Source organism: Noviherbaspirillum sp., from assembly GCF_035254685.1.
In the GTDB taxonomy this organism is placed as follows: domain Bacteria; phylum Pseudomonadota; class Gammaproteobacteria; order Burkholderiales; family Burkholderiaceae_D; genus Noviherbaspirillum.
Map to the genome: position 1 here is coordinate 41117 of NZ_DATFAI010000010.1, position 22851 is coordinate 63967.

General features: G+C 60.6%; 15 protein-coding genes. 4 read left to right on the top strand and 11 right to left on the bottom strand.

Annotated elements, in window-relative coordinates; translation table 11 throughout:
* Positions 1-2: 2 nt before the first annotated feature.
* From VJ698_RS02380 to VJ698_RS02430, 11 genes are all read right to left on the bottom strand, one after another.
* A complete protein-coding gene (locus VJ698_RS02380) occupies positions 3-734 on the bottom strand; it encodes a hypothetical protein (protein WP_324101056.1) in 732 nt (243 codons plus the stop codon).
* Positions 731-1660 (bottom strand): glycosyltransferase family 2 protein, encoded by a 930-nt coding sequence (locus tag VJ698_RS02385; protein WP_324101057.1) that lies wholly within the window; start codon positions 1658-1660, stop codon positions 731-733. The genes VJ698_RS02380 and VJ698_RS02385 overlap by 4 nt, the downstream gene beginning before the upstream one ends.
* 201 nt (positions 1661-1861) lie before the next feature.
* Complete coding sequence (locus VJ698_RS02390; RefSeq protein ID WP_324101058.1) at positions 1862-3595, bottom strand: DUF6311 domain-containing protein; 1734 nt, start codon at positions 3593-3595, stop codon at positions 1862-1864.
* 17 nt (positions 3596-3612) lie between these two features.
* Entirely contained in the window at positions 3613-6498 is a 2886-nt protein-coding gene (locus tag VJ698_RS02395; RefSeq protein ID WP_324101059.1) for a glycosyltransferase, read from the bottom strand.
* Positions 6499-6507: 9 nt separating this feature from the next.
* Complete coding sequence (locus tag VJ698_RS02400) at positions 6508-9033, bottom strand: glycosyltransferase family 1 protein (protein WP_324101060.1); 2526 nt, start codon at positions 9031-9033, stop codon at positions 6508-6510.
* Positions 9033-10280, bottom strand: coding sequence for a class I SAM-dependent methyltransferase (locus VJ698_RS02405; RefSeq protein ID WP_324101061.1), 1248 nt, complete (start codon positions 10278-10280; stop codon positions 9033-9035). The genes VJ698_RS02400 and VJ698_RS02405 overlap by 1 nt, the downstream gene beginning before the upstream one ends.
* Before the next feature lie 189 nt (positions 10281-10469).
* The gene (locus tag VJ698_RS02410; protein ID WP_324101062.1) at positions 10470-11243 is read right to left on the bottom strand and encodes a Crp/Fnr family transcriptional regulator; all 774 of its coding nucleotides are present in this window, start codon (positions 11241-11243) and stop codon (positions 10470-10472) included.
* Positions 11240-11566, bottom strand: coding sequence for a VanZ family protein (locus VJ698_RS02415; protein ID WP_324101063.1), 327 nt, complete (start codon positions 11564-11566; stop codon positions 11240-11242). Before VJ698_RS02415 ends, VJ698_RS02410 begins: the two co-directional genes overlap by 4 nt.
* Complete coding sequence (locus VJ698_RS02420; protein ID WP_324101064.1) at positions 11551-12819, bottom strand: tetratricopeptide repeat protein; 1269 nt, start codon at positions 12817-12819, stop codon at positions 11551-11553. The genes VJ698_RS02415 and VJ698_RS02420 overlap by 16 nt, the downstream gene beginning before the upstream one ends.
* Positions 12816-14609, bottom strand: a complete 1794-nt coding sequence (locus tag VJ698_RS02425) for an adenylate/guanylate cyclase domain-containing protein (RefSeq protein WP_324101065.1) — start codon at positions 14607-14609, stop codon at positions 12816-12818. The genes VJ698_RS02420 and VJ698_RS02425 overlap by 4 nt, the downstream gene beginning before the upstream one ends.
* A gap of 359 nt (positions 14610-14968) precedes the next feature.
* On the bottom strand, positions 14969-15343 hold the full coding sequence (locus VJ698_RS02430) for a GxxExxY protein (protein WP_324101066.1): 375 nt from the start codon (positions 15341-15343) through the stop codon (positions 14969-14971).
* Between the two features lie 175 nt (positions 15344-15518).
* On the opposite strand from VJ698_RS02430, the gene VJ698_RS02435 reads away from it, so the two are divergent.
* The 4 genes from VJ698_RS02435 to VJ698_RS02450 all read left to right on the top strand — a co-directional run bounded on the left by VJ698_RS02435 (position 15519) and on the right by VJ698_RS02450 (position 22793).
* A complete protein-coding gene (locus VJ698_RS02435) occupies positions 15519-16853 on the top strand; it encodes a FecR family protein (protein WP_324101067.1) in 1335 nt (444 codons plus the stop codon).
* Positions 16854-17218: 365 nt separating this feature from the next.
* Positions 17219-21757, top strand: coding sequence for a beta strand repeat-containing protein (locus tag VJ698_RS02440; protein ID WP_324101068.1), 4539 nt, complete (start codon positions 17219-17221; stop codon positions 21755-21757).
* Between the two features lie 389 nt (positions 21758-22146).
* Entirely contained in the window at positions 22147-22395 is a 249-nt protein-coding gene (locus VJ698_RS02445) for a helix-turn-helix transcriptional regulator (RefSeq protein WP_324101069.1), read from the top strand.
* On the top strand, positions 22395-22793 hold the full coding sequence (locus VJ698_RS02450) for a hypothetical protein (RefSeq protein ID WP_324101070.1): 399 nt from the start codon (positions 22395-22397) through the stop codon (positions 22791-22793). The genes VJ698_RS02445 and VJ698_RS02450 overlap by 1 nt, the downstream gene beginning before the upstream one ends.
* The last annotated feature ends 58 nt before the right edge of the window (positions 22794-22851 follow it).

Sequence of the window (22851 nt, forward strand, 5' to 3'; positions counted from 1 at the left end):
GCTTACGCCAGATAATCGCGGCAGCGCTCCAGCCGCGGGCGGCGGCAGGCGTAGAACTGATACAGGGATACTGCCTTTGCCGGGCCAAAGCAGCTGCAGTCGACGTCGTCGAAGAAGAATTCCAGCACTTCCCTGATTTCGTGCGCCTTGTTCACATGCTCATGCCGCATCAATTGCCCGTAGTCCAGCCCGTACTTGAGCTTGAATTCGAGTCCTGTCGTGAGCTTCCAGCCGAGGGTCCACAACACCGTGCCTTCGCTCGGGATGGCCGTGCGCAATGAGCCGTTGGGTTTCAGCAGCAGGGCGGCGCGAGCGACCACTTCCGGCAGGTTCAGGATGTGCTCGAACGTTGCAACCGACGTGATCCGGTCGTACATACGGTCGGCCGGCACTTCCGCGATATCCGCATAGATCGAGCGCACGCGCGACAGGAAGGGCGAGCCCGCGTACAGCTCCCTGAACGGCTCGATGATGTCGTACGGCCCCGCTTCCGTCTCATGCTGCAACTGGTTCAGCGTGCCGGCACCGATTTCCAGCGTCGATACGCTTGCCTGCGGCCGGCGTGCCAGGTCCATCGCCACTTTCCTGTGCATCCAGGCCTCCAGCCGCTGCGACAGCGAGGCCGCCGTGGTTCCGCCTTCGCGGTTGGATTTGTAGTGCGAGGCATAGATCTCTTCGATTTCCTTCGGCAGATAAGGCCGCGTCTTGGGAAATGCGCTGAACACTTCTTTCATGTCTCGGTCTTTTTCGATGGTTTGATGAGATAGGCAGGCCGTCCCTTCACCTCGTCATACAGGCGGGCAATGTAATGGCCGATGATCCCCAGGCTGATGAGGATGGCGCCGCCGATGACAATGACAAGGAGATTGACGGTCGTGAAGCCGTCGATGGCCTTGCCTTCGAATTTCCGGAGCAGGCTTAGCACGCCGATGACGCCGCCGAAGGCCAGCGTGGCCATGCCGAGCAGCGACACGAGCTTCAGGGGCAGGCTGGAGAAACTGGTGATGTTGTTGATCGCGTAACGCAGCAGCTTGAGCTTGCTCCAGCTCGTCGTGCCGCCCGCGCGCTCGGCCACCGAGAACGGTATTTGCGCGCTGGGATAGCCTGCCCAGCCGATGATGCCGCGAAAGAAACGCTGGCGTTCCGGGAATGTGAGGTATGTGTCCACCACTTCGCGATCGAGCAGCTTGAAGTCGGAATGGCCTTTCAGGTCGAGGCCCGCGAAACGCCGGAACAGGGCGTAGAAGGCATGGGCGAACAAGCCGTCGTGCATGCGTTCATTGCCACGGTCGGCCTTCACCGCTTCAACGACGGACAACCCTTTTCGCCAGTAGTCGGCCATCGTCGGGATCAGTTCCGGCGGATGTTGCAGGTCGCCGTCCAGCACGACCACCGCATCGCCCTTGGCATGCGCGAGCCCGGCATGGATGGCCGCTTCCTTGCCGAAGTTGCGGGTGAATGAGACGCCGCGGATGCGCGGGTCCATCGCCGCCGCCTTTTCAATTTGCTGGGCACTGCGGTCCCTTGAGCCGTCATCGACTGCGATCAGCTCCAGTTCGTACCAATCCGCGTGTGCGGCCCTGAGGATGGCCGCGAGATTGTCGAGAATGATCGCCTCTTCGTTATAGACCGGAACGACCAAGCTTATTAAGTGCCCCACAGTGTGTGCGTCCTATTGTTGGGAGATGACGTGACCATGCGACGGGGTGATGCGCCGCCCCGTCGACACAAGGCAGTCGTTGCGCGATCTGCCCTCGGCGTTTGCGCGACACCGGAGTGTTGCGCACGCTCGCCAGCGAGAGTGTATTGCAATTGTCCCGGCAATGTTGAATTTCACGCAAGAGGAAAATTGTGACCTTTTCTATTTGCCTGTGCCCGCCGTCATCGGGCTGACCTGCTCCATCCCGAGGCCGGTTGTCTGCCAGTAATGTTCCGGGAGCCGGGGCTGGCAAAGGATGGCATTTTCCCATTTGGAACAATTGCCCGCCTGTAATGCTGTCCCGAAGCCGGCAGGGACTGCGGCAGGGGTTGCCAGCAACTCGGCGGACATGACATAGAGATGGCGTTCCAGGAACGGGGCTTCGAATTCCTGCCTGTTCTTTGCGCAATCCACGTTCGGGCGGGCAATGTACCCGGTATCGAGCAATTTCCCGTACCGGGCCGCGACGCGCTGGAAGAACCAGTAGACCTCGGTATCGTTCGTGGTCTGGCAGCCGAAAGCCGGGTAGATGTGTATCTTCTCGATATTGGCCGCCACGCCCGTCCATGGCGCAAGGTCATTGCTGCCGGGCCTTGCTGCATTGGTGCTCAGGCGATCCCGCAGATGCTCTCCATCAACCCATTGCAAGGGCAGCGCAATCGCCAGCACTGCCACGCCGCGCCAGGAAGGCTTGCGCAGCAGCGCCGCCAGCATCCCGAAGAGGATCATGTAACCCGGCACCCAGAAGAAGCGCCCGCTCACCCGGAAGGTGCCGGTCAGCCGGTCCAGCAGCTCTGGCAGCGCATAGGTCAGCACCTTGAATGGCCCGGCATATACCGTGTTGGACAGCGCATAGACCACGAACAGCACCAGGATGGTGACAAGCGCAGGATAGTGCCACCGCTGCGCCTTGATGGCTTCCCACTGCGTGGCAATGAGGTAAAAGAGCATGACGAGGGCGCCCGCCCCGAGATAGTTGAACCCCTCTCCCTGGCTGCCGCTGCCATCGAACGGGCACCAGTACACGCCACCAAGGTCCGAGGCGCAGAATGGCGCAAACACGTTCATCGAGAAGATGCCGAAGCCGGCGGCCTGGGTCCGCTGGCCGAAATAGCCGAGCACATAGCCGACCGCACAGATCACGACGACGGAAGCCAGCAGCCTCGGCACCTGTTTCATCCAGCCTTCGCGGGCCAGCGCCTGATCCGCCAGGAAGGCGATGAACAATGCGTAGCAGAACGCCAGGAAATACGGATGGATGACGAGGCCGATCACATTGACTGCGATGAAGGCCACCGTGGTGCGCTTGCCGGACCAGCGGCCGCCGCGGCCGAGAAAATAGAACGCCAGGCTGAATAGAATAAGGCTGTGGGTCATCAAGGCAATATGTGCCGCGCCACGGAACAGCAGTGCCGGCCAGGTGACGGCAAACAGGACCGCAGCCAGGCCGGCGAGCAGATGGCGCACGCCGAGCGCACGCATGAGGAACATGGCGGCAATCGCCTGGGTAAGGAATGCCACCGCCTGCCACAAGCCGAGATAGTGAAATCCATCGGGAAGCCAGCGCGCAAATGGTTTGAACAGGAGCGCGGCCAGCGGAATGCTGTCGGTAAACGCGATGCTGACGCCGTCCGGATGATTCAGCCGCTCGGTATGCAGCAAAGGAAAATGCCAGCTGTCCCGCACGTAGAACAGCCAGCCGGCGACATGCTGGGAAGCATCGCCCTCCTCGAAGAAGCGCCCATGCCCGAGCAGCGAGCTGAGCGGATAGATGTGCCAGATGAATACAAGGGCGATGAAAGTCGCCAGCCCATAGGCGCTCGCCGGCGACAGATCCTGCCACAGGAACGATAACAGCCGGCTGTTGGCAGCTAGTGCGGGGTTCGGTCTTTGCAATGCCGCTCTCCGAAGATTCATGTTAGCGACGCGTCCGAAGGCGCGGTAGAGAATGCAGCGCTGACCGGGCCGGCGTGCCGATGCGGGCGTGTCGCCAGGATGCTCTCCAGTTGCGCGACGTTCTCAGCCCATGTCCGCCATGGCATGCCGGAGGAAGAGGGGGCTCTTCCTTCCGCATGCAGAGCCAGCCAGACGCTGATCGCCGAAGCAAGTTCATCCGCTTCCAGGCCCTTGAAGTAATAAGCGTGCTGCTGCGCGACTTCGCGGAACACCGGCAAGTCGCGCACGATGATCGGCAGGTTGTGACGTGATGCTTCGATCAGCGGCAGGCCGAAACCTTCCCCTTCGCTGGCGAAGAGCAGGCAGGTGCAGGCAGCGTAGAGTTTTTGCAGATACTCATCGCTCACGTCCTGCAACCATAACAGGCGCTTGCCCAGTTCGGGATGATGGCGCAGGCGTTCGACGATGTGCGGAATTGTCCGGCGCTGGCTGTCGGGCAGGGCAGTCCAGCCTTCCTTGCCGACGATGACCAGTTTCACTTGCCGGCCGTCCTGCCACAGCCGCTCGACGGCTGCCAGGGCCTGCAGATGTCCCTTGCGCGGCTCGATCGTGCCAACCATCAGGAAGCTTGGCGTCTGCGCAATGTCCGCCAGCACCTGGTTTGCATCGTCCGGCATTCCAGTGGAAGGGAAGGAGGCCGAAATATTGGCGCCGTGGTGGAGGACGGCAATGTCGAGGCGATCCGCATCAATCCGGCTGTGTTGCCGCAACCAGTCGCGGGTTTCGTTGGCAACGGCCCGCGAGATGCACAACAGCCTGTCCGCCTGCCCTGCAATCGTGGTGAGCCACTGCGCATGCAGTTGATCGGCGTGTTCCGGAAAAAACTCGGGCCGCAGGACGGGCAGGACATCGTGGATCAGGAAATTGACCTCCACCCCTCGAGCGCGCCAGTCCGCATACAGGCCGCTTCGCGCCGCCTCGACAACCGCGAAAGGGCAGAAATCAGGGCTGTAGAGCACGTCGCCGGCGGAGACTTCCACCACGGCATCCTCCAGCATGGCATTCTCGATGCCGAGCAGTTTCTTTGTGTAAGCGCGCGCATAACGATAATGCCAGGCGCCGCCCTCATCGCTGAGATAGACCGGTTCGACGCGCAAGCCGGCGGGCGGCTTGTCGAACAAGGCGGAAAGCTGTGCCCGGACCACGCGCTCTATCCCGGTCTGCAGATCGTTGCGCGCGATGGTCGAGACATCCACCAGCAACTGGCGCGGGGAGGGCATGTGGTGTACCGGCGCATGGTAGGCGGCCTCGATCGCATCCGCATACAGCTTCGCGCACACCGCCGGATCGTGGTGCATGCGAATGAATTCCTTTGCCGCCGCACCAAGTTGCCCGCGTCTTGCGTCATCCGTGCGCAGGCACTCGAGGGCCGAAATGAGCTCGCCATCGCTGAATGCCTCCGGTATCCGCCACACGGCATCCGGCGGCAGCTCGGCCATCGAGCCGTTCTCGTTGACGATGGTAGGCAGGCCATGATTCATGCAGTGCAAGACCGAGCCGGAGGTCTCGCCGCGCGACACGCCACGCAACTGCACGCCCGCGTCCGCCGCCTGCAGATATTGCTTGTACACGGCATCGTCGGCCCAGCCGGTAATCCGTATCCTGTCCTGGCATCCGCTGTTGCGAATGCGTTCGGCAATCCGATCGCCGTATTCACCGGGGTGGTTCGCGCCCACGAAGACAAGCCGGCAGCGTGGATCATCCTTCAGTGCCGAGCCCAGCCAAGCATCGAGCAGCCGATGGCTGAGTTTTACCGGATCGATGAACCCGAAGCTGCACACCACGAAGTCGTTTTCATCGATGCCGAGCGCCTGTCGCGACCCGGCCCGGTCAACTGACCCGACCGGCACGCGCAAGTGTGGAACAAGCCGCCAGTCATCGGCCGCATGCTCGCCGTACCAGTGGCATGCGAGCTCCCGCGCGTGCCCGGAATGCACAATGACGCCGCGCGCCCGTTCCAGCACCTCGAGGTTGCTCGGATAGGTGTTCCTTGCGTACTCGATACCGTTGGCGCCGAAGCTGTCCCTGACAGCCATATAGCCATGAGAATGGTAAAGGGCTTGCGTCCACGCCCCCGGCATGGCGCCCGTGCTCTCCTCATACGCCAACACGCTGCTCAGGAAAAAGTCGTGCAGCACCACCACGCCGGGGTGCCGCCGCAGCAATCCGAACATGTGCGAGTGGTAAGGGCTGTTGCCGAACTGATAGAGCACGCGCGCATAATCGTCCAGGTGTTCCTCGAACCACTCGACGCTGCGCACCGGGCAGTAGGCCTGCACCCAGTGATCGGCAACCTCTGCCTGTGCGACGATGACCTCGATCTCGTAGTAGCGCGCAAGTTCCGGCAGCAGTTCGGCACTGTAATCGCTGATGCCGCTGCGCTCCGGCGGCAGCGGGGATAGGTAAGCCAGCCTGGGTCGTTGCACGGGAAGCGGGTTGAACAGCCTTTCCTGGTCGAGGCGCTTCTGGAAGTTCCGCACCTGGCCATGGACCTCGCCGGCAATCACTCTCTGTATTGCCGGCGTGACGGAGGTTTCAAGCCGCTCCAGCCGCTCTGAGGCTGCGATCGCTTCCAGCGCATCGAGCCGCTGTTGCAGCGACGCCGCCAGTTGCTGCGCTTCGCGCGCGGTGGCCTCGAGGGTTTCGATGCGATCCCGGTCGGTGTTGGTGATGCCTTCGAGTGCGTCGAGCCGAGGCTGCGATGCTTGTGCTACCGTGCGCAGCCATTCCAGTTGGGCTTCATGGGCGTCCGACTGCTCGCGCAGACGGTTGATGCGAATGATGTTGGAGATGAAGCACTTGAGCCGGCCCGCAAGAGAGTGGTGATTGGCAGTCTTTGTCATGGTGGCGGCCTAACGGGGGAGGGGCGGCGGCAGTATCCTGCCCAGCAATTGCCCGGCGCTTTGTTGCCATGTCAGCCAGGGCATGTCGTGCGACTGCGGCTCCCGGCCCTTGGCATGCAGGTTCAACCAGGCACTGATCGCGTTGGCCAGGGCGTCCGCCTCAAGCCCGTTGAAGTAAAACGCATGTTCGCCCGCCACCTCGCGAAATACCGGGATGTCGCGTGCGATGATAGGCAAGCGGTGCTGCGCCGCTTCGATGAGAGGAAGTCCGAAGCCTTCGCCTTCGCTCGCCGCAATCAGGCAGGTGCTGCTCGCATACACCTGTTCCAGGTATTCGTCACTGATGCCCTCCAGCCAGAACAGCCGCCGGTTCAGCTCGGGATGATGACGCAGCTTCTTGACCAGCGCATCCACCAGCCATCCGTTCTTGCCGACGATGACCAGGTTGGCGTTCGTGCCGCGCGACCAGAGCAGTTCGAATGCGGCCAGTGTCTGGGCGTGCCCCTTGCGCGGCTCCAGCGTGCCGACCATCAGGAAGCTCGGGCTGGTACCCAGCGCGCGCAGCACGTCGGCCGCATTCTCCGGCAGTCCCTTGCTCGGCGCGCTGCTCTCGACGTCGGCACCGAGATGGAAGCTGCTGACGGCGGGCAGGTCGGGGCGCGATGGCTTGTTGGTCCGCAGCCACTGGCGCACGTCCTCGGCCACCGCTTCGGAAATGCAGACCAGCCCTGTTCCGGCCTGCGCGATGCTGCACAGCCATTCCTCGAATACATCGGAGGTGCCCGGATGCCACCAGTCCGGGCGCTGCACCAGCAGGATGTCGTAGACCACGAAGTACACCTGCACGCCCAGGCTTTTCAGTTGCATGTGCAGCGGATGCAAGGCGCGCGTGAAGTGTGCGTGCAGGTCAAGGCCGAGGTAAATATCGTCCTGGTTGAACTCCGCCACCGGGTCCGCGTCTTCCGGCGCAGCTTTGCCCAGAAAACGGGCGGTGAACGCGTCGGCCTGGCGGTAGCGGCTGCCGTCGAAATAGATCGGCCGCACCAGGTATCCGTCGGGCGCATTCTTCAGCAATTCCAGCAGGATGCTGCGCACCACGCGCTGGATGCCCGATTTCGCATCACGCTCGACGAGTTCCGAAATATCCAGCAGCAACTGGAGCGGACTCCCGCCAGCCGTGTTGAAAGCAATCGCATCCGCCGCTGCAGCCAGATCCTGGTCGGAGGGCTGCGGCGTGGCATCGATGCCGGCGATCGCTTTGAGCATGGATGCCGAATCGGTGCTTACCGCCTCTGTACCGGCGTGTTCCTGTAGCGTCGGCAGCCAGGCCTCGAACGCCGCCAGCGCGCGCCGGGCGCTCGCATCCCAGGAAAATTGTTGTGCCTGCTGCAGTCCATGCTTGCGCAGTTCGGCGCGCAACGCATCATCACCCAGCATGCGCTGCATCTTGTCGGCAATGGAGCGGGGCGATGCCGGATCGAACATCGCCTCATCCCACCCGATCACTTCCGGAATGCTCGTGCTGCCGGAGCCGATGGTCGGGGCGCCGCATGCCATGGCTTCGAGCACCGGAAGCCCGAAGCCTTCGTGTTTCGAAGGGAATACGAACAGGGTCGCGAGATTGTAGAGCCCGACCAGGTCGTCATCGGAGACGTAGCCGGTCAGCACCAGTTCATCGCCTTTCAGTCCGGCCTGCTCGGCAAGCCCCGCCATCCTGGCGCGGTCGCCATCGCTGATCTTGCTGGCGATGACCAGCTGGTGCCCGGCCCGCAGATCCGCCGGAAGCAGCGCATAAGCCTGGATCAGCCCCTCGAAATTCTTGCGTGGATCGAACCCGCCAGGCGCGTACATGACAGCCTTGCGCGTGATCCCGTAACGCGCGAGCAGCGTTGCGGCTTCCCGCTGCGCGTACTCCTGCATGCCGAAACGTGCATCGATTGCGGCGGAAATGCTCACCACGCGTTCCGGCGGCAGCCCCAGGGCGTCGATGGCATCCTGGCGCGAATAGTCGGAAATCGCGAGCAGCAGGCCGGCGCGCTGTAGCGAAGCGATCTTCCGCTCGTAATGCTGCCGATGGGCAGGCGTGGGCAGATAGACCGATGGATTATGGTGAGGAATCAGGTCGTACAGGATGGCGGCCGTGCTCGCGCCGCTCGTGAACGTGCCGATCGATGCCACCGCGTTGTCGAACAAGCCCTCGAACAGGCTGGACACCAGGACCACGTCCGGGCGAAGCTGCTGGATGAAATGTTCGCGGATAATTTCCGCCGCACGCGCGCGCCAGGCATTGGCGGCATCGATTTCCGCCGTCGGAAATGGCGCCTTGAAGACCCGGATGCGTGCGGCCGGAACGAGGTCGCGAAAGGCATGCCTGATATCGATGATGCTGTCCGGGAAGGCCGCATTCAGCACGAGCCAGATCTCATGCTCGCCCGCGTTGCGTGCCAGCGCGAGGACAAACGAAGAAATATAACGGCCGATGCCCCGGAAACGGTTCTCCGTCTGCGCACCTTGTAGATCGATGACGATACGCATCAGCTGGTTTCCCGTCCCATCATTTTCTTTAATTCCGTATAGATGCCCATCGCGCGCGGCGGAAGGTATTCCGGCTCGCGTTGCGTGGGCATGACAGCCGATGCATCGCCCGCCGCGTAGATGATGCCGTGCAGGCGGCGCTTCAGGCCCGGCATGCGGTTCAGCAATCCAAGCGCGGCTTGCCTGAGCGTCGGATTGCGCTGCACGGCATGGCCGAACTTGCGCAGGACGGACTTGACGCCCCGTCGGGCGGCGACGGCCAGCGCATTGCCGCGCATGGCCGCCCTGATGCGGCTCGCCTGGCTTCCCAGGGCGCGCAGCGGTGCGGTCACACGCCACGAGTTGCTGCGGTAAACCGCGTCGAGTTGCGCATGCAATTGCGCATCCAGTTGCGCAAGCCGCTGTTCAAGCTGATTGATGCGGTCTTGCGCCTGCTGCGCTGCCTGCGCGGCGCGAGTTTCGGATTGTGCCGCGACAGCCTCGATGGCCGCGAGCCGCTTGTCGAACTGCGCGTCGTAGCGTTGCGCAAGCGACTCCAGCGAGAGGCCATAATGAAAACTGAATGCCTGGTCGAGCAGGGAAAGAAGTTCGCCGTCCGCGTTCTTCTGCGCCACGACCGCATAATCCGGGCTGACGCCGCCGAGCACGTTGATCAGGCGGATGTTCGCTCCATTGCGCAGCTCGGGGCGTTCCTGCAGCCGCAGGACGGCGTTGCGCTGGAAGCCGGCATGCTCTACCACGAACTGCAGCAGCTCCCAGGGGACCGGCCGGGTGTGCGACGGGTCCTTGTAAAACTCATAGGCGCCGACCATCAGGTTTTCCGAGTTCGGCGTCTCGAGGATCAGCAGACCGCCCGGCGCCAGCACGCGCAGGCTTTCTTCCACCAGCGTGCGCATGTCGTCGAAAGGCATATGCTCGACCACATGAAATGCCGAGACCAGCGTCTTGCAGTTGTCGGGCAACGCGCGCAAGGTGGTGAGCGCATCGCCGCGTCGCGCGTCCAGCCCGCGTTTGCCGCACTCGGACAGCATGCCTTCGTCAAGATCCACGCCAGTCGCATCGAACCCGGCCTCACCCAGCAATTCCAGCCATTCTCCGCGGCCGCATCCCAGGTCGAACGCGGTTGCCGGGCCGCGCGCGGTGGCGAGCGGCTTGAGAAAGGGGAGGTAGGCGCGCAGGCGCGACTTGATGAGCTCGCGCGACCCGCGGTGGCGGTCTTCGTAGGCTTTGTAGAACAAATCGGTCATTGATCCGGACTTGGGAGAAGTTTGCAGAAGCGACGGCCATTGTCTTGCCGTCGGAATCCGCACGGCACACGTCGCTCCCAGTGCCGTATGCCAATCAGGCAGGTGCAGGGATCCGGGCGCAAAGCGCCGCGGCATTTATTATTGTTGTGCCAATGATAAACGCCTGATTATAGAGCAGATCCGGGCGTTTTAGCTTTGCACCAATTTTTGCAGGGCGTCAGGATTGATGATGATCAACCGGTGCGAATCCTTCTTGACGATGCCTTGATTGACCAGCGTCAGGATGGTCCGCGTGACCGTTTCGCGGCTGGTGTTGATCATGTTCGCGATATCCTGGTGGGTCGGGAGGTTTTCCACGACTTCCACGTCGCTGTCTTCCTTCTTCTTCAGCAGTGCGATGAAGGTATAAATGCGCTTGGCGGTATTGTGAATGCTGAGCAGGGCGCGGAATTCGGAATCGCGCTGGATCTTCTGCGCGAGGTGCCGCAGCATCTGGTTGGCCACCGAAGGCGAGTGCGAAAACAGGTGCAGCGCGGTCGCCGCCGGCAGGAGCGCGACCAGAACCGGCGTGAGCGCCACGACCGAGGCCGAGCGCTTGGAATTGTTGATCACGGCGATTTCGCCGAAGAAGTCGCCCGGCGTCAGGATGCGCAGACCGATCGCGCGCCCGTCCTCGGTGATGTCGATGACCTGAAGCTGGCCCGAGAGCAGGAACAGCAGGCAGTCGCCGTTGCCGCCCTTTTGCAGCACGATGTCGCGCCGCGCGTATTGCCGGATGCGGATGTCTGCCTTGACCTTCGCCATTTCCTCGTCGGTCAGGTTGGCGAGCAGCGGGATCTTGCGCAGGTGAATCTGGATGTTCACCCGCTCCTGTGCCTTGCCATCCGCTTCCGGTACGGGTGCGGCGGGCGCCGGCACCTGGCCTTCGTCGGAATCCGTCACCTGTAAACTGGTTTGCGTCATAAGCTGATCGCCACTTGGGAAAAGATTGCTGCACAGAGTATGCCGGCCGTGTTGGCCGCCATGTCGCGCCAGCAGAAATTGCGGTCCGGCACCCAGGATTGCAAGCATTCGATCACCCAGCCGGCGATAAACAACCCGATCAGCCAGGAAACCTGTTCAGAACGATTATGAGCGATGCGCTCTGCCAGCATGGCCATTCCGCCAAAGGCCAGAAAGTGAAGCAGCTTGTCGTTCGGAAGCCGAGGAAGCCAGCGCGCCGGCACCAGGCAGCCGGCCGGAATCGCCAGCGCGCCACACATGAAAAGAATCAGTTCCCAACCCATTGCCAACTCACCTGTAGTAGCTGGCTATTATATTGAAAAATCGAAATATTCTCGTTATTCCGAACTTGCCGCACTTCAATTTGCAACGAATGCTGTGGTTTTATCGGAACGATAAGCGCCGCCCGCAGCAGCTGCGTGTCCTGCCGGCGGATCTGGTCGATCAGGCCGGGCGAATACGGCGTGGTGCTCAGCCAGTGTTGTTGCGACCAGCCCAGTTCGCCGGTCATGTCATGACCCAGCCGGACATTTCCCTGGATTCCCGCATACCAGCCGCTACGGTTGCCGCCCAGGCGCGCCGCGGCGCCGCGGTCGGTCAGGTAGCCGGCACTGGCCTCGACACGCGTCTTGCTGTCCTGGTACATCAGGATCCCGCCGGCCTCGATGGTATTCGAGTCGTAGTTGGCCAGCGTGTCGTACTGCACGCGTGTCAGTCCGGTCAGGGCGTTGAACCGGAAATGTTCGGGCAGCGAGAGCGGCGGCGCCACGCGCAGCTGAAGCTGCCCCTGTTTCTGGTAGAGCTGGTTGCCGAGCGTCAGGAATCCCAGCGCGCCGGTAGTGCGCAAGCCCCAGTCGCCCATGCGCCACGGATGCTCGAGGCCGAAACGCAGCGCGGTGGTGTTGTAGCGAGTCAGTGAGTCGTTCACGCGCGATCGCAGCTGCACGAAGCCGACGCTGCCATCTTGGGCAAGGTCGCGCGAGTATTCCGCCGCAAGCAGGGTGTACTGGTCATGCTGCGGCAGGTATTCCGGCGCCAGTTGCAGGTCGATGCGCGAGCTGCCGCTGCCGATGCTGAAGTTCGGGCTGCTCGCGCCCTGGTTCACGTTGCTGTCCACGCCGCGTCCCAGCGCGAGCGACCATTGGTTGCGCGCCTCCCAGCCCTTGCAGCCTTTCGCGCGATGGGCAGCGATTACTTCCCGGATGCCCGGCGGCGGCGCAAACCGCTCCTCGATGATCTGGAACAGCCTTTCGGCTTCCACCGCATGCCCGAGTTCGCACTGGATGATCGCCAGATCCAGCCAGGCGCCTGCATGTTGCGGCTCCTGCTCGATCATGCGCATCAGCGCGTCGCTCGCCTCGTCTGGCCGGCCCTCGGCGATCGAATGCATCGCATCCATGTACAGGTCCTGCTGCGCGAGTAAGGTCTTGCTGCCGTCGAAAGGCGCGCCACCCACTGCTTCGGCCATTCCAGCGAACAGCATTGACAGCAGCGACAGCAGCATGATGCGCAGGATGAACCTGCCCATGCGCATCATGCGGCCGGCTCCAGCGTGTAGAGCTTGGTCGGGTGCTCCTTCCCACGCAGCAGCTTCTCGCCGAGATACATCAGGCTGTGCCGCTTGGCGCGCTCCGCCGTTCCCTGGCCGACGATGATGTCATGCGGGAATTCGCGCGCGAGCTGTTCCAGGCGCGAGGCCACGTTCACGCTGTCGCCCACCGCCGTATAAATGCTGCGCGAGGATGTGCCGAAGTCGCCGGCCATCGCCACGCCGCTTTGTATTCCGATGCGTACCCGCAACGGCTTCTTTCCCGGCCGTTCCGCGCTGAAACGCCGCACCGCCACGACCATCTCCTGCGCTGCATCGAGCGCCAGGTCGGCGTGGTCATCGATCGGCAGCGGCGCGCCCCAGAACGCCACCAGCCCGTCGCCGGTGAACTTGTCGATGGTGCCGTGCTTCTCCAGCACCGGCTTGGTCAGGCAGGCGAGGAAGTCGCGCGTGAGCTGCGCCGCTTCTTCCATGGTCAGCGATTCCACCTGGCCGGTGTAACCCTCCATGTCCGCGATCAGCGTCGTCACGTTCAGGCGTTGCGGCGTCAGCGGATCTTTCAGACCGCGGCGCAGCAACTCATCGACCACCGCCTTCGCCACGTACTGGCGCAAGGTGCCGAGCAACTGCCGCGACTTGCGCTGCGCAAGCTGCCAGTCGAACGGCACCGCCACGGCGAGCAGGAACAGGTTGGCCGCCAGCGGCGCCGTGGTGGAAAAACTCGCGTCGTGCGGGCTGAGCACGTAAGCCAGTCCCAGCCACAGCAGCGAAGCCAGCACCAGCAGGCCGACATTCGCCACGGCCGACAGGCGGGGAAAGGTATATGTCGCCATGAGCGCAACCAGTACGGTGAAGATCATCGCAATCCATCGCCCCGGCCACTGCGATGGTGCAACACCGGCTTCCTCGTCCAGCAGGGAGGAGAGGGCGGCCGCATGCACCAGCATGCCGGGTGTCGAGGCGAGCAGCGGTGTCGCCACGCGATCGGTCAGACCAAGCGCGGAAGAGCCGACCACCACCAGCCGTCCTTGCAAGACAGCCGGCGGCGCGCTCTGGTTCAGAATCGCGGAAGCCGGAATGACAGTATAGGCCGACCAGTCGCGGTCGAACGGAATGCGCCGGAATCCCTGCCGGTCGGTAGTCGCCGGGCGGTTACCGTTTGTTACGCAGCACCCCATCAGGGCCCTTGACAAGCTTGGATAAATCCGGCCATCGAACGAGGTCATGACCGGCAAGCGGCGGATCATGCCGTCGTCGTCAGGCACGAAGCCGATGTTCCCGACATGCGCCGCCTGCGCCAGGCCCGCATGGTTGCCGATAAATCCCGTTGCCTTGGGAAACGTTCTGCTCTCCGGCAAGCGATCGCCGCCGACAACGCGCCCGACGCGCACCCCCAAGGGCTGCACCGAATAGTCGAACGCCTGCGCCAGCACCACCGGCCCGTGCTGCGCCAGCATCGCGAGGCGGGTATCGCCAGCCGCGTCCGCCGGTTCGGGAAACACCATATCGAGTGCAACGCCCCGCACGTTATAACTGCCGAGCAGGTTTTCGAGCAGCGCTGCAATCCGTTCCCGCGGCCAGGGCCACGGCCCGACGGACGTCAGGCTGTTCTCATCGATATCGATCACCGCCAAGCGGGATTCCGGCGAGGTAGAGGCGCGCAGGCGGATGAAGTGGTCACGCAGCCATTCATTCGCCAGGTACGACGACGTCGGCGCAGGCATCCATTCCGACCAGATCGTCAATGTAATCGCAACCAGTGCGATAAGCGACCGCATGACAGCAACAGACGGAAAGCGCATGAAGGGCAGGCGGGATGGCTTGGTAAAAAACCTGATGCGACTTCCGGTCTCCACAGACGCCGCACAGACGTGTTTTATTTGATTAACAGCCGGCAAGTATAGCTCCATGTATCGCGCCGGACTATCCCATGATTTTGGGTGTTAACGGAAAAGCATTTTGTCCACGGAAAACACGAAAAACACGGAAAGAGAGTTTTTGGATAGAACTTCATTCCGAACTCTTGACGGCTTCCATGCAGGCTCCAACCGTTTTCATGTCTACAACAGACACAAAAGCCACAAAAATGCTCCCGGTGACCATTTGAATTTCCCTGCCTTTGGCGCAACCGCTGTCTTCATCGCACAATCCGCTCGATCGTCGCCTTTGGATAACAGCCGAAATTGGCGAGCAGGCCTACCCGCATTCCTGTAGCCCGCAGGTAATTCAGCACCTGCGCCTTGTGTTCGCCCGTCGTGCTGCCGAGTGCCTTCAGCTCAACAATAACGGATCCAAAACAGATAAAGTCGGGAATAAATGTTTGCTTGAGCCGCTCACCTTTATAGACCAGATTCAGCCCTGGCTGCGCAACAAACGGGATGCCGCACCTGGCAAATTCCCTTCCCAAACATTCTTGATAAACGGCTTCCAGAAACCCAGGCCCCATCTCCCGATAAACCTCAAACACCGCCCCTCGAACCAAATAGTATTCCCGCGAATAAAGAAGCTCCACGTCCTGACCCTTTCCGTGTTTTTCGTGTTTTCCGTGGACAATATTATAAAAAACATAACAAACCCGAAAAAGCCGCCCGAAATGCAACAAATTGAAAATTCTGATTACAAAATGTGACAGTTGTCACAGAAAGTGTTGCCGTGGAGGGCACAATGGCACACAAGGAGATAGTGTCATGTCTAGTCGGTTCGCTACTCGATTCGCTTTCGTTGCTGCCCTGCTCATCGCTTCCGGCCTCGCGCAGGCCGGCGAGGCGGGCCGCATTGTTTTCGTGACCGGCCAGGCGCATGTGGCCAGCCACGCCATCGCGCTTGGCGATGCGGTGCAGGAAGGCGACGAGATCACCACCGGCGCGGACGGTTACGTTTACGTAAAAACCGTCGACAACGGTTTCCTGATCCTGCGTCCCGCGACCCGTGCCAAAGTCGTTGCCTACCATATAGATGCACAGAACCCCGCCAACACCCGCGTCAAGTTCGAACTCCTGAGCGGCGTTGCGCGTGCCATTTCCGGCGAGGGCGTCAAGAAGGCGCGCCAGAATTTCCGCTTCAATACACCTGTTGCCGCCATCGGCGTGCGCGGAACCGACTTCACCGTCTTTACCGACCAGCAAACCTCGCGTATCACCGTGATTTCAGGCGCGGTGGTGGTCAGCGGTTTCTCGGCTGGCTGCGGCCCGGAAGGTGCCGGCCCCTGCGAGGGAGGCAGCAGCCGCGAACTGTTCGCGGAACAGACCGGCCAGCTCTTGCAGGTGCAGAAAGGGCAGGCTGCGCCGCAACTTCTGCGCAACAACAGCCTGTCGCCTGATTTGAGTGCGCCGCCGCGCAAGGACGAGCCGCCGGTCAAGTCGGCAGCGAGCGATGCTGCGCATGCAGGCAGTGACGTTAATCTGGAGCCCAAGAAGGGAAGCGATATCTTGTCCGGCTCGGCTCTGCCGCCGGCCCCGGTAACTCCACCGTCGCCGCAGCCGCCCGTGGTGGTTGTGCCGCCTCCGCCTCCCGTTCCCAAACCGCCTGAAATCCTGTGGGGAAGATGGAAGGCGATTGCCGATCTGCCGGCCGACTCGGCAGCGCTGGAAAAACTGCGCAACGGCAATTATGGGACTGGGATGAACGTCGAGGGCTACTTCATCAACCGCGTCAAGGATACGGAGCTTGTCCTACCACACGAAGGACGCGCAGCCTTCAACCTGGCCAGTAGCGAGGTATACATCCGCGGGGTAGGCGCATCGCCGGTGGTCGCCACCGTCCAGGACCCTCGCCTTGATGTTGATTTCGCCGCGCGCACATTCGCTACCAGCCTCATCGCGACGGGCGGCGGTGCCCGAGTCGACGTGCATTCCAAGGGTGATGTATGGTCGACGGGCGAACTTGTTGGCACCTATATCGGCTCAAATACGACCCTTCGCGGCTATCTTGGCGGCGCGGGCGCCAAAGAGGCAGGCTATATATTCAGTACTAATGAGAACTCCGGGCCCGGGGCGTTTGGGGCGACGCATTGGGCGAGGTGACGCGCTGACCCGGCAAGCCCCGCGAGAGCTCATCATGGCTGGTCTAAGCCCTCATGATCTTCGCGCTGGCGGCTACTGCATTTAACCACCAAAAAGAAGGCTGCATTTGCAGCCTTCCTGTCGTTTACTGTTCAAGGTCTGTTACCTTCGCCGAAGCGCATTCGCGCGAAGCAAGGCCTTGGCTCCCACGGCCTGCAAGAAAACAACAAAATTAATTTCCATGTGACAGCCGTCACAACATTGAAATGGCCGTGTGGCAATATACTCCCAGTTCTGCAAAAAGGACTCTGGCGGCCACAGCGCTGTGAGTCGTCGGAGACGCAGACTAACCCTGGTTAAATCAACTACCTTAAGGACCCAATACCATGGCAGCAACTGAATACTATCAAGTAGTGCAGCAGATTTATGTCTCCTACTTCGGTCGTCCGGCGGATCCGGTTGGCCTGGCGAACTTCGCCTCGCAACTCGACGCTGCTGGCGCCCCGAAGACGCTGAAGGACATCGACGCTGCCTACGCCAGCAACACGACGATCAAGACCCTGATCGACCAGTTCGGTTCCAGCACGGAATCCAACACGCTGTACGCTGGTGCTTCCACCGCTGCCTTCGTCAACGCGATTTATTCCAACATTCTGAACCGCGCTGCTGACTTTGACGGCCTGATCTTCTGGTCGTCCGCCATTGATCGCGGCGTTATCACCCGCGCCAAGGCTGCGCTGTCCATCATGTCTGGCGCGCTGAACGACACTTCCGCACAAGGTGTGATCGACGGACAAGTCGTCGCCAACAAGATTGCCGTCGCTGCCAACTTTACGACCAACCTCAACACGTCTGCTGAAGTCGTTTCGTATGCTGGCGACGCAGCTGCAGCATCTGCACGTGCAATGCTGACGTCGGTGACTAATACCACCAACACGACCACTTTCGATGTGGATTCCACGATCTCCCAGATCGGAAACATTGTCGTTCCTGGCACGACTTTTACGCTCACTACTGGTGTGGATACGCTCACTGGTACCGCTGGTAACGACACCTTTAACGCTGTCATCGATGCTGGTCCCGGCGGTGCAATTCCTCCTTCGACCACTTGGACGGCTCTCGATGTAATTGACGGTGGCGCGGGCACTGACACCCTGAAAATCAATGCGATCACGGATTTCGCCGTTCCTGGTAGCGCAACGGTTACCAATGTTGAGAACGTGACAATTGCAGCTGCAGCGAAACTCGGTACTTTTACCGCTAACGGCACTGGCAACGTTGATCTGTCGACCGTATTCGGTACTGTAAATAATCTGACCATCACTTCCGCTTCGGAAGCAGACTTCAAGGCCGGCACAAGCACAGCCGTTAATGTAAGCGGTGTGACCGGTGGTCTCGAGGTGGTTGGTGGCTCTGCGCAGACCGTCTCCCTGGCAGCCCAAGGCGGCGCTGTCAAACTGAGCGGCTCCACTGGCGCCATCAGCCTGACTTCCGCCAAACATGGCGCTAACAACATTGACATTGACGGTGGATCTACGGTCAACGTAACGACCACCTCGACTGTGAGCAACGGCAATACGGCCATCGGTGCCAACACTGCTGCAACTGGTGCCGTTACGGTTACCCAGAATCTTAATTCCGACGGCACCGCCGCTCTGAACGGTGGCACCATTGGCGTTACCGGCGGCACCTCGGTAAACGTGACGGTGAATGCAGTCAGCACGGCGAAGGACGAGAATGCCGACAGCGACATCACCATTGGTGCGATCACTGTGACCGGCAATGGCAAGACGACGGCAGTCACGGTTGATCAGAACAAGACCGAGACCACCTTCACCAAGGCAGCCGTCCCGGTAGTCAAGGAAACCAGCGTAGTTACCTTTGGTGCCATGAAGTCGGGCGAGGCACTGACCATTAACGGTTTGACGTTCACCGCTGCGAAGGATCTGACCGCTGAGCAGGCTGCACAAGCATTCTCCAACCTGACCGCCGCCGATACGCAAAGCGCTTCCGGTCCTGTCGCCAATGGCATTTACACCGGTGCTTTCAATTCGGCCGTATGGACCAGCGCTGCGGCATCTGGCAAGACCGTTACGTTCACCGCAAAGGATGATGACGAGACCGATCTGACCTTCACCGGTACCGCGACGACCAATGATGCGGGCGCACGGATTCCGACGCAGGTGAAGACTGCCGGTACGGTCGCAGTTGCCAAGGACACATCGACTAACGTCGTTACTTATAGTGACGTTCGCATTGATGATGCTGCCACTGCCGCTATCACTACGGTGACTGTTGACGGTTACAAGTCTGCTGATATCGGTGCCACGGGTAATGATCTGAATGCCCTCAAGACACTTTCGCTGGCTAACAGTGCGGGTACGGCCTCGGTTGCAACCTCCGCTACCACATTGGACCTGACAGTCAACAAGGTCAAGCACGCTGTTGATTTGGACCAGACTGGTGCGACGATTGCAACCCTTAACGTTACTACTACTGGCGCAAACTCCGCCTTCGCGCTGACTTCTGCTGCGACCAAGGACCTGACCGTTGCTGGCGATAAGGCCGTCGATCTGACCGGCTCCACTCTGACGGCACTGGAAAATGTCACCGTTACCGGCTCTGCTGGCCTGAACCTCGGTGCTTCCGTTGCTGCCAAGTCGATCAATACCACTGGTACAACCGGCACTGTCACTGCAACCATTGATGGTAATGCAGCGACCTATACCGGCGGTGCTGGCGTGGATAAGGTGACGCTGAACAACACTACTGTGTCTAAGGCCATTGACCTTGGCGACGGTGACGACACGCTGACCCTGGCATCCGGTACGTCTGCGTTGACATCCGATGTGAATGGCGGTGGCGGCACCGACACGCTGGTAATGACGGCTGCCGATGCAGCTACCCTTTCGGGTTCGACGGCGTTCGCAACCAAGATCGCCGGTTTCGATAAGCTGAGCCTGACTCAAGAGACCACAACCAAGACGGTTGATATGTCTAACATGGACGGTATCAACTACGTTATCAGCTCAGGTTCGGCTGGCGGTACAGGTGCAAATACAACATATGCAACGACCAAGTCCTTGCTGACCAACGGTGACACTTTTGCCTTTACCTACAACGGCGCAGCAAAAACCGCAACTATCGGCGCGACCGCTGGGGCGACCGCGACAGCAGCCGAGGTTCAGGCAGCGGTTGATGCACAGGTTGGAGCTGGCAAGGTGACCGCATCGTTCAGCGGAAACGACTTGGTGCTGACTGCAGTAGGCGACCCAGCCCACGACACCCTGACGGGTGGCAATTACACCAATGCTGGTGGCACGCGATCGACACTGGACGGTGCTGACACAGCGGGCACTGCCTATTCCACCAAGTGGGCGGGCCAAGCAGCGGCACTGACCCAGAATGACACGATTGCCTTTACCTACGATGGTACGGCCAAAACCGCAACCATCGGTGCGACTGCTGGAGCCTCCGCTACCGCAGCTGAGATCCAGGCCGCGGTTGACGCACAGATTGGCGCTGGTAAGGTGACCGCATCGTTCACGAATGGTGGTGCAGACTTGACTTTCACCGCAAATGCTCCCTATCACACACTGGTGGGAGGCAATTATACGGACGCCGATCACGTAGGTGGTGCTGCGACGGTTGCTGCGGCTGACACTGCAGGTGCGGCTGCCAATAGCGTCTATGCAGCAGAAGTTGCACTGTTGACCAAGGGCGACACCATTGCCTTTACTTATAATGGTACTGTGTATACCGCGACGATCGGCACGACAGCCGGTGCTACCGCAACCGATGTCGAGGTGAACGCTGCAATTGATGCGGCTGTCACTGCAGGTAATGTGGCATTGGGTGCGAACAAGGTCACCGCCTCCTTCACTAATGCTGGTGCTGATCTGACGCTCACGTCGGACGACGCTTCCAAGGCACTCGTCGGTGGCAACTTCACTGACGTTGGCGGTACCTATGCTACAACCGCAGGCGCCAATGCTGCTGCGACGGATACCACGCTGACCCTGACCAAGGTCGCCGACAACAGCACTCTTGAGCTGACCGGTGCTGGTACTGGCGTAATCGTCACCATGGCTGACGCGACTGGCTCTGCGGACACCTTGAACATCGTCACCAAAGTCTCGACGGCTGATCTGAACTTCGGAACGGTCACAACGACGAACGTGGAAACCATCCATCTCACGGTAACCGATACCTTGCTGGATAATAACGCCGATGGCGTTAATGATCCGGTGAGTGCAAGCACGGTGACCTTGAAGGATGCTGCGTTGACGACCGTGACGGTGACGGGTAACGGCAATGTCACCTTGAACCTGGATGCGAACGTAGTTGCGCTGACCAGCGTTGATGCTTCTGGTCTCACTGGGGCGCTGACGGCAACCACTAACGGTACCGTTGCCCAGACCATCAAGGGCGGTTCGGGCGATGATGTACTGACGTCCAAGGCAACCGGCTCGGTTGCTGACCAGCTCTTCGGCGGCGACGGCATGGACACGCTCGTGGCGAACAAGGGTATGTCTCAGATGACGGGCGGTGCTGGTCACGATATCTTCCAGATCAACGTGGCTTCGCTCAACGTCAACTCGGCATCGACGATCATGGATCTGGGTTCCGGCGACGTGATCAAGTTCGCAAATGCTGATGCGTTCAAGTCGGCAGCGGTGACGTTGGATTCCACCGCCGTGTTCCAAGACTTTGCTAACGCAGCAATCGCTACAATCACTTCCGACAACGATCTGGCTTGGTTCCAGTACGGCGGCAACACCTACATCGTTCAAGAGAAGTTTGGCGGTACGGGCAACCACGATACGTTCCTCAATAATCAAGACTTTATCGTCAAGATCGTTGGTACCGTTGACCTCAGCACCGCGTCGTTCAACGCAACTGCTGGCACGCTGGAAATCGCCTAATCTCTCTCAGAGACAAGCACCCGCCCTCGGGTAGGTGCTTGCGGTGAAAGCCTTTGGAACCCCTGTGACCCTGGTTGCAGGGGTTTTTTTCTTAACAAGCCGTGCGGTGAAGAGGGGAGCAGACCCAACTTGTCGCTTGCTCTCCGGACCTTAGCGTAGTAATCTGAAGTTCACCGAAGCAACACATCGTGCAGACGGGACCGCCGTGCTGCATGCGTAACACTCCAACATCGTGCAGGCGATCCATCGTGCTGCATGCCAGTAGCAATCACATCGTGCGGGCTGATCGCAGCGCTGCACGCCAGTAACAAAAATCAAACCTCAATCTAGTGCCGTGCATGCGCTGCCGTCGGGCTGCCGCATGCGGGGCCAACTGCAAGGACATTGTCATGGACAAGAAACTTTGTGCCGCAGGCAGCGGCACCCCCATCAATCGTGCCCAGCGCCGGGCCATTCGGTTTAAGCGAGTGCGCGAAATTGTCCCCTTCGGTGCGACACAGATTTATGCGCTGATCGCAGCGAATCGATTCCCACGACCGTTCAAATTAGTTCAAGGCGGTCGGGCATCGGCATTTTGGGAAGACGAAATTTACGATTGGCTCGAAACGCGCGCCGCTGCATCTCAGGAGGGCAAGTGATGAAAGACCTCGACCTTAAGGAATACCCCTATCTCCTCGCGCCAGACAGCAATAACCCCACCGCTCTCGCAGCTAGGCGGATGCGGCTCGAAGCATTCATCCATAGAACGTGTCTGCTGCCGTATAAACATATGGCCGGTCATCGGAAGATTGTAGAAACGATAGATCGCAGCGCTTCACTCTCTCACAGCTCATGTTGGCTTACCTACGGCGACGCCCCGATCTTGATGACTGAAGATTACTACCCTCCTGATCTCCACGACCTCGGCATGGCGGGAGTGTGCTGGATCGTTGTCGATCAGGCGCACTCGATCTATCACCAAGACACACACATGGTGCTGCTCACCCTACCGAGATACCGCGAACAACTTATCCGCGTTAGAGACAGGCTGAAGTAAGGCATCAGCGCGTAGTTATCCCAATCGAAAACACAAAGAAAAGCCCCGCTCCAAGGCG

Coding starts and splice junctions, on each gene's coding strand:
- VJ698_RS02380 (WP_324101056.1), bottom strand. CDS start 734: ATGAAAGAAGTGTTCAGCGCATTTCCCAAGACGCGGCCTTATCTGCCG.
- VJ698_RS02395 (WP_324101059.1), bottom strand. CDS start 6,498: ATGACAAAGACTGCCAATCACCACTCTCTTGCGGGCCGGCTCAAGTGC.
- VJ698_RS02400 (WP_324101060.1), bottom strand. CDS start 9,033: ATGCGTATCGTCATCGATCTACAAGGTGCGCAGACGGAGAACCGTTTC.
- VJ698_RS02405 (WP_324101061.1), bottom strand. CDS start 10,280: ATGACCGATTTGTTCTACAAAGCCTACGAAGACCGCCACCGCGGGTCG.
- VJ698_RS02410 (WP_324101062.1), bottom strand. CDS start 11,243: ATGACGCAAACCAGTTTACAGGTGACGGATTCCGACGAAGGCCAGGTG.
- VJ698_RS02415 (WP_324101063.1), bottom strand. CDS start 11,566: ATGGGTTGGGAACTGATTCTTTTCATGTGTGGCGCGCTGGCGATTCCG.
- VJ698_RS02420 (WP_324101064.1), bottom strand. CDS start 12,819: ATGATGCGCATGGGCAGGTTCATCCTGCGCATCATGCTGCTGTCGCTG.
- VJ698_RS02425 (WP_324101065.1), bottom strand. CDS start 14,609: ATGCGGTCGCTTATCGCACTGGTTGCGATTACATTGACGATCTGGTCG.
- VJ698_RS02435 (WP_324101067.1), top strand. CDS start 15,519: ATGTCTAGTCGGTTCGCTACTCGATTCGCTTTCGTTGCTGCCCTGCTC.
- VJ698_RS02440 (WP_324101068.1), top strand. CDS start 17,219: ATGGCAGCAACTGAATACTATCAAGTAGTGCAGCAGATTTATGTCTCC.
- VJ698_RS02445 (WP_324101069.1), top strand. CDS start 22,147: ATGGACAAGAAACTTTGTGCCGCAGGCAGCGGCACCCCCATCAATCGT.
- VJ698_RS02450 (WP_324101070.1), top strand. CDS start 22,395: ATGAAAGACCTCGACCTTAAGGAATACCCCTATCTCCTCGCGCCAGAC.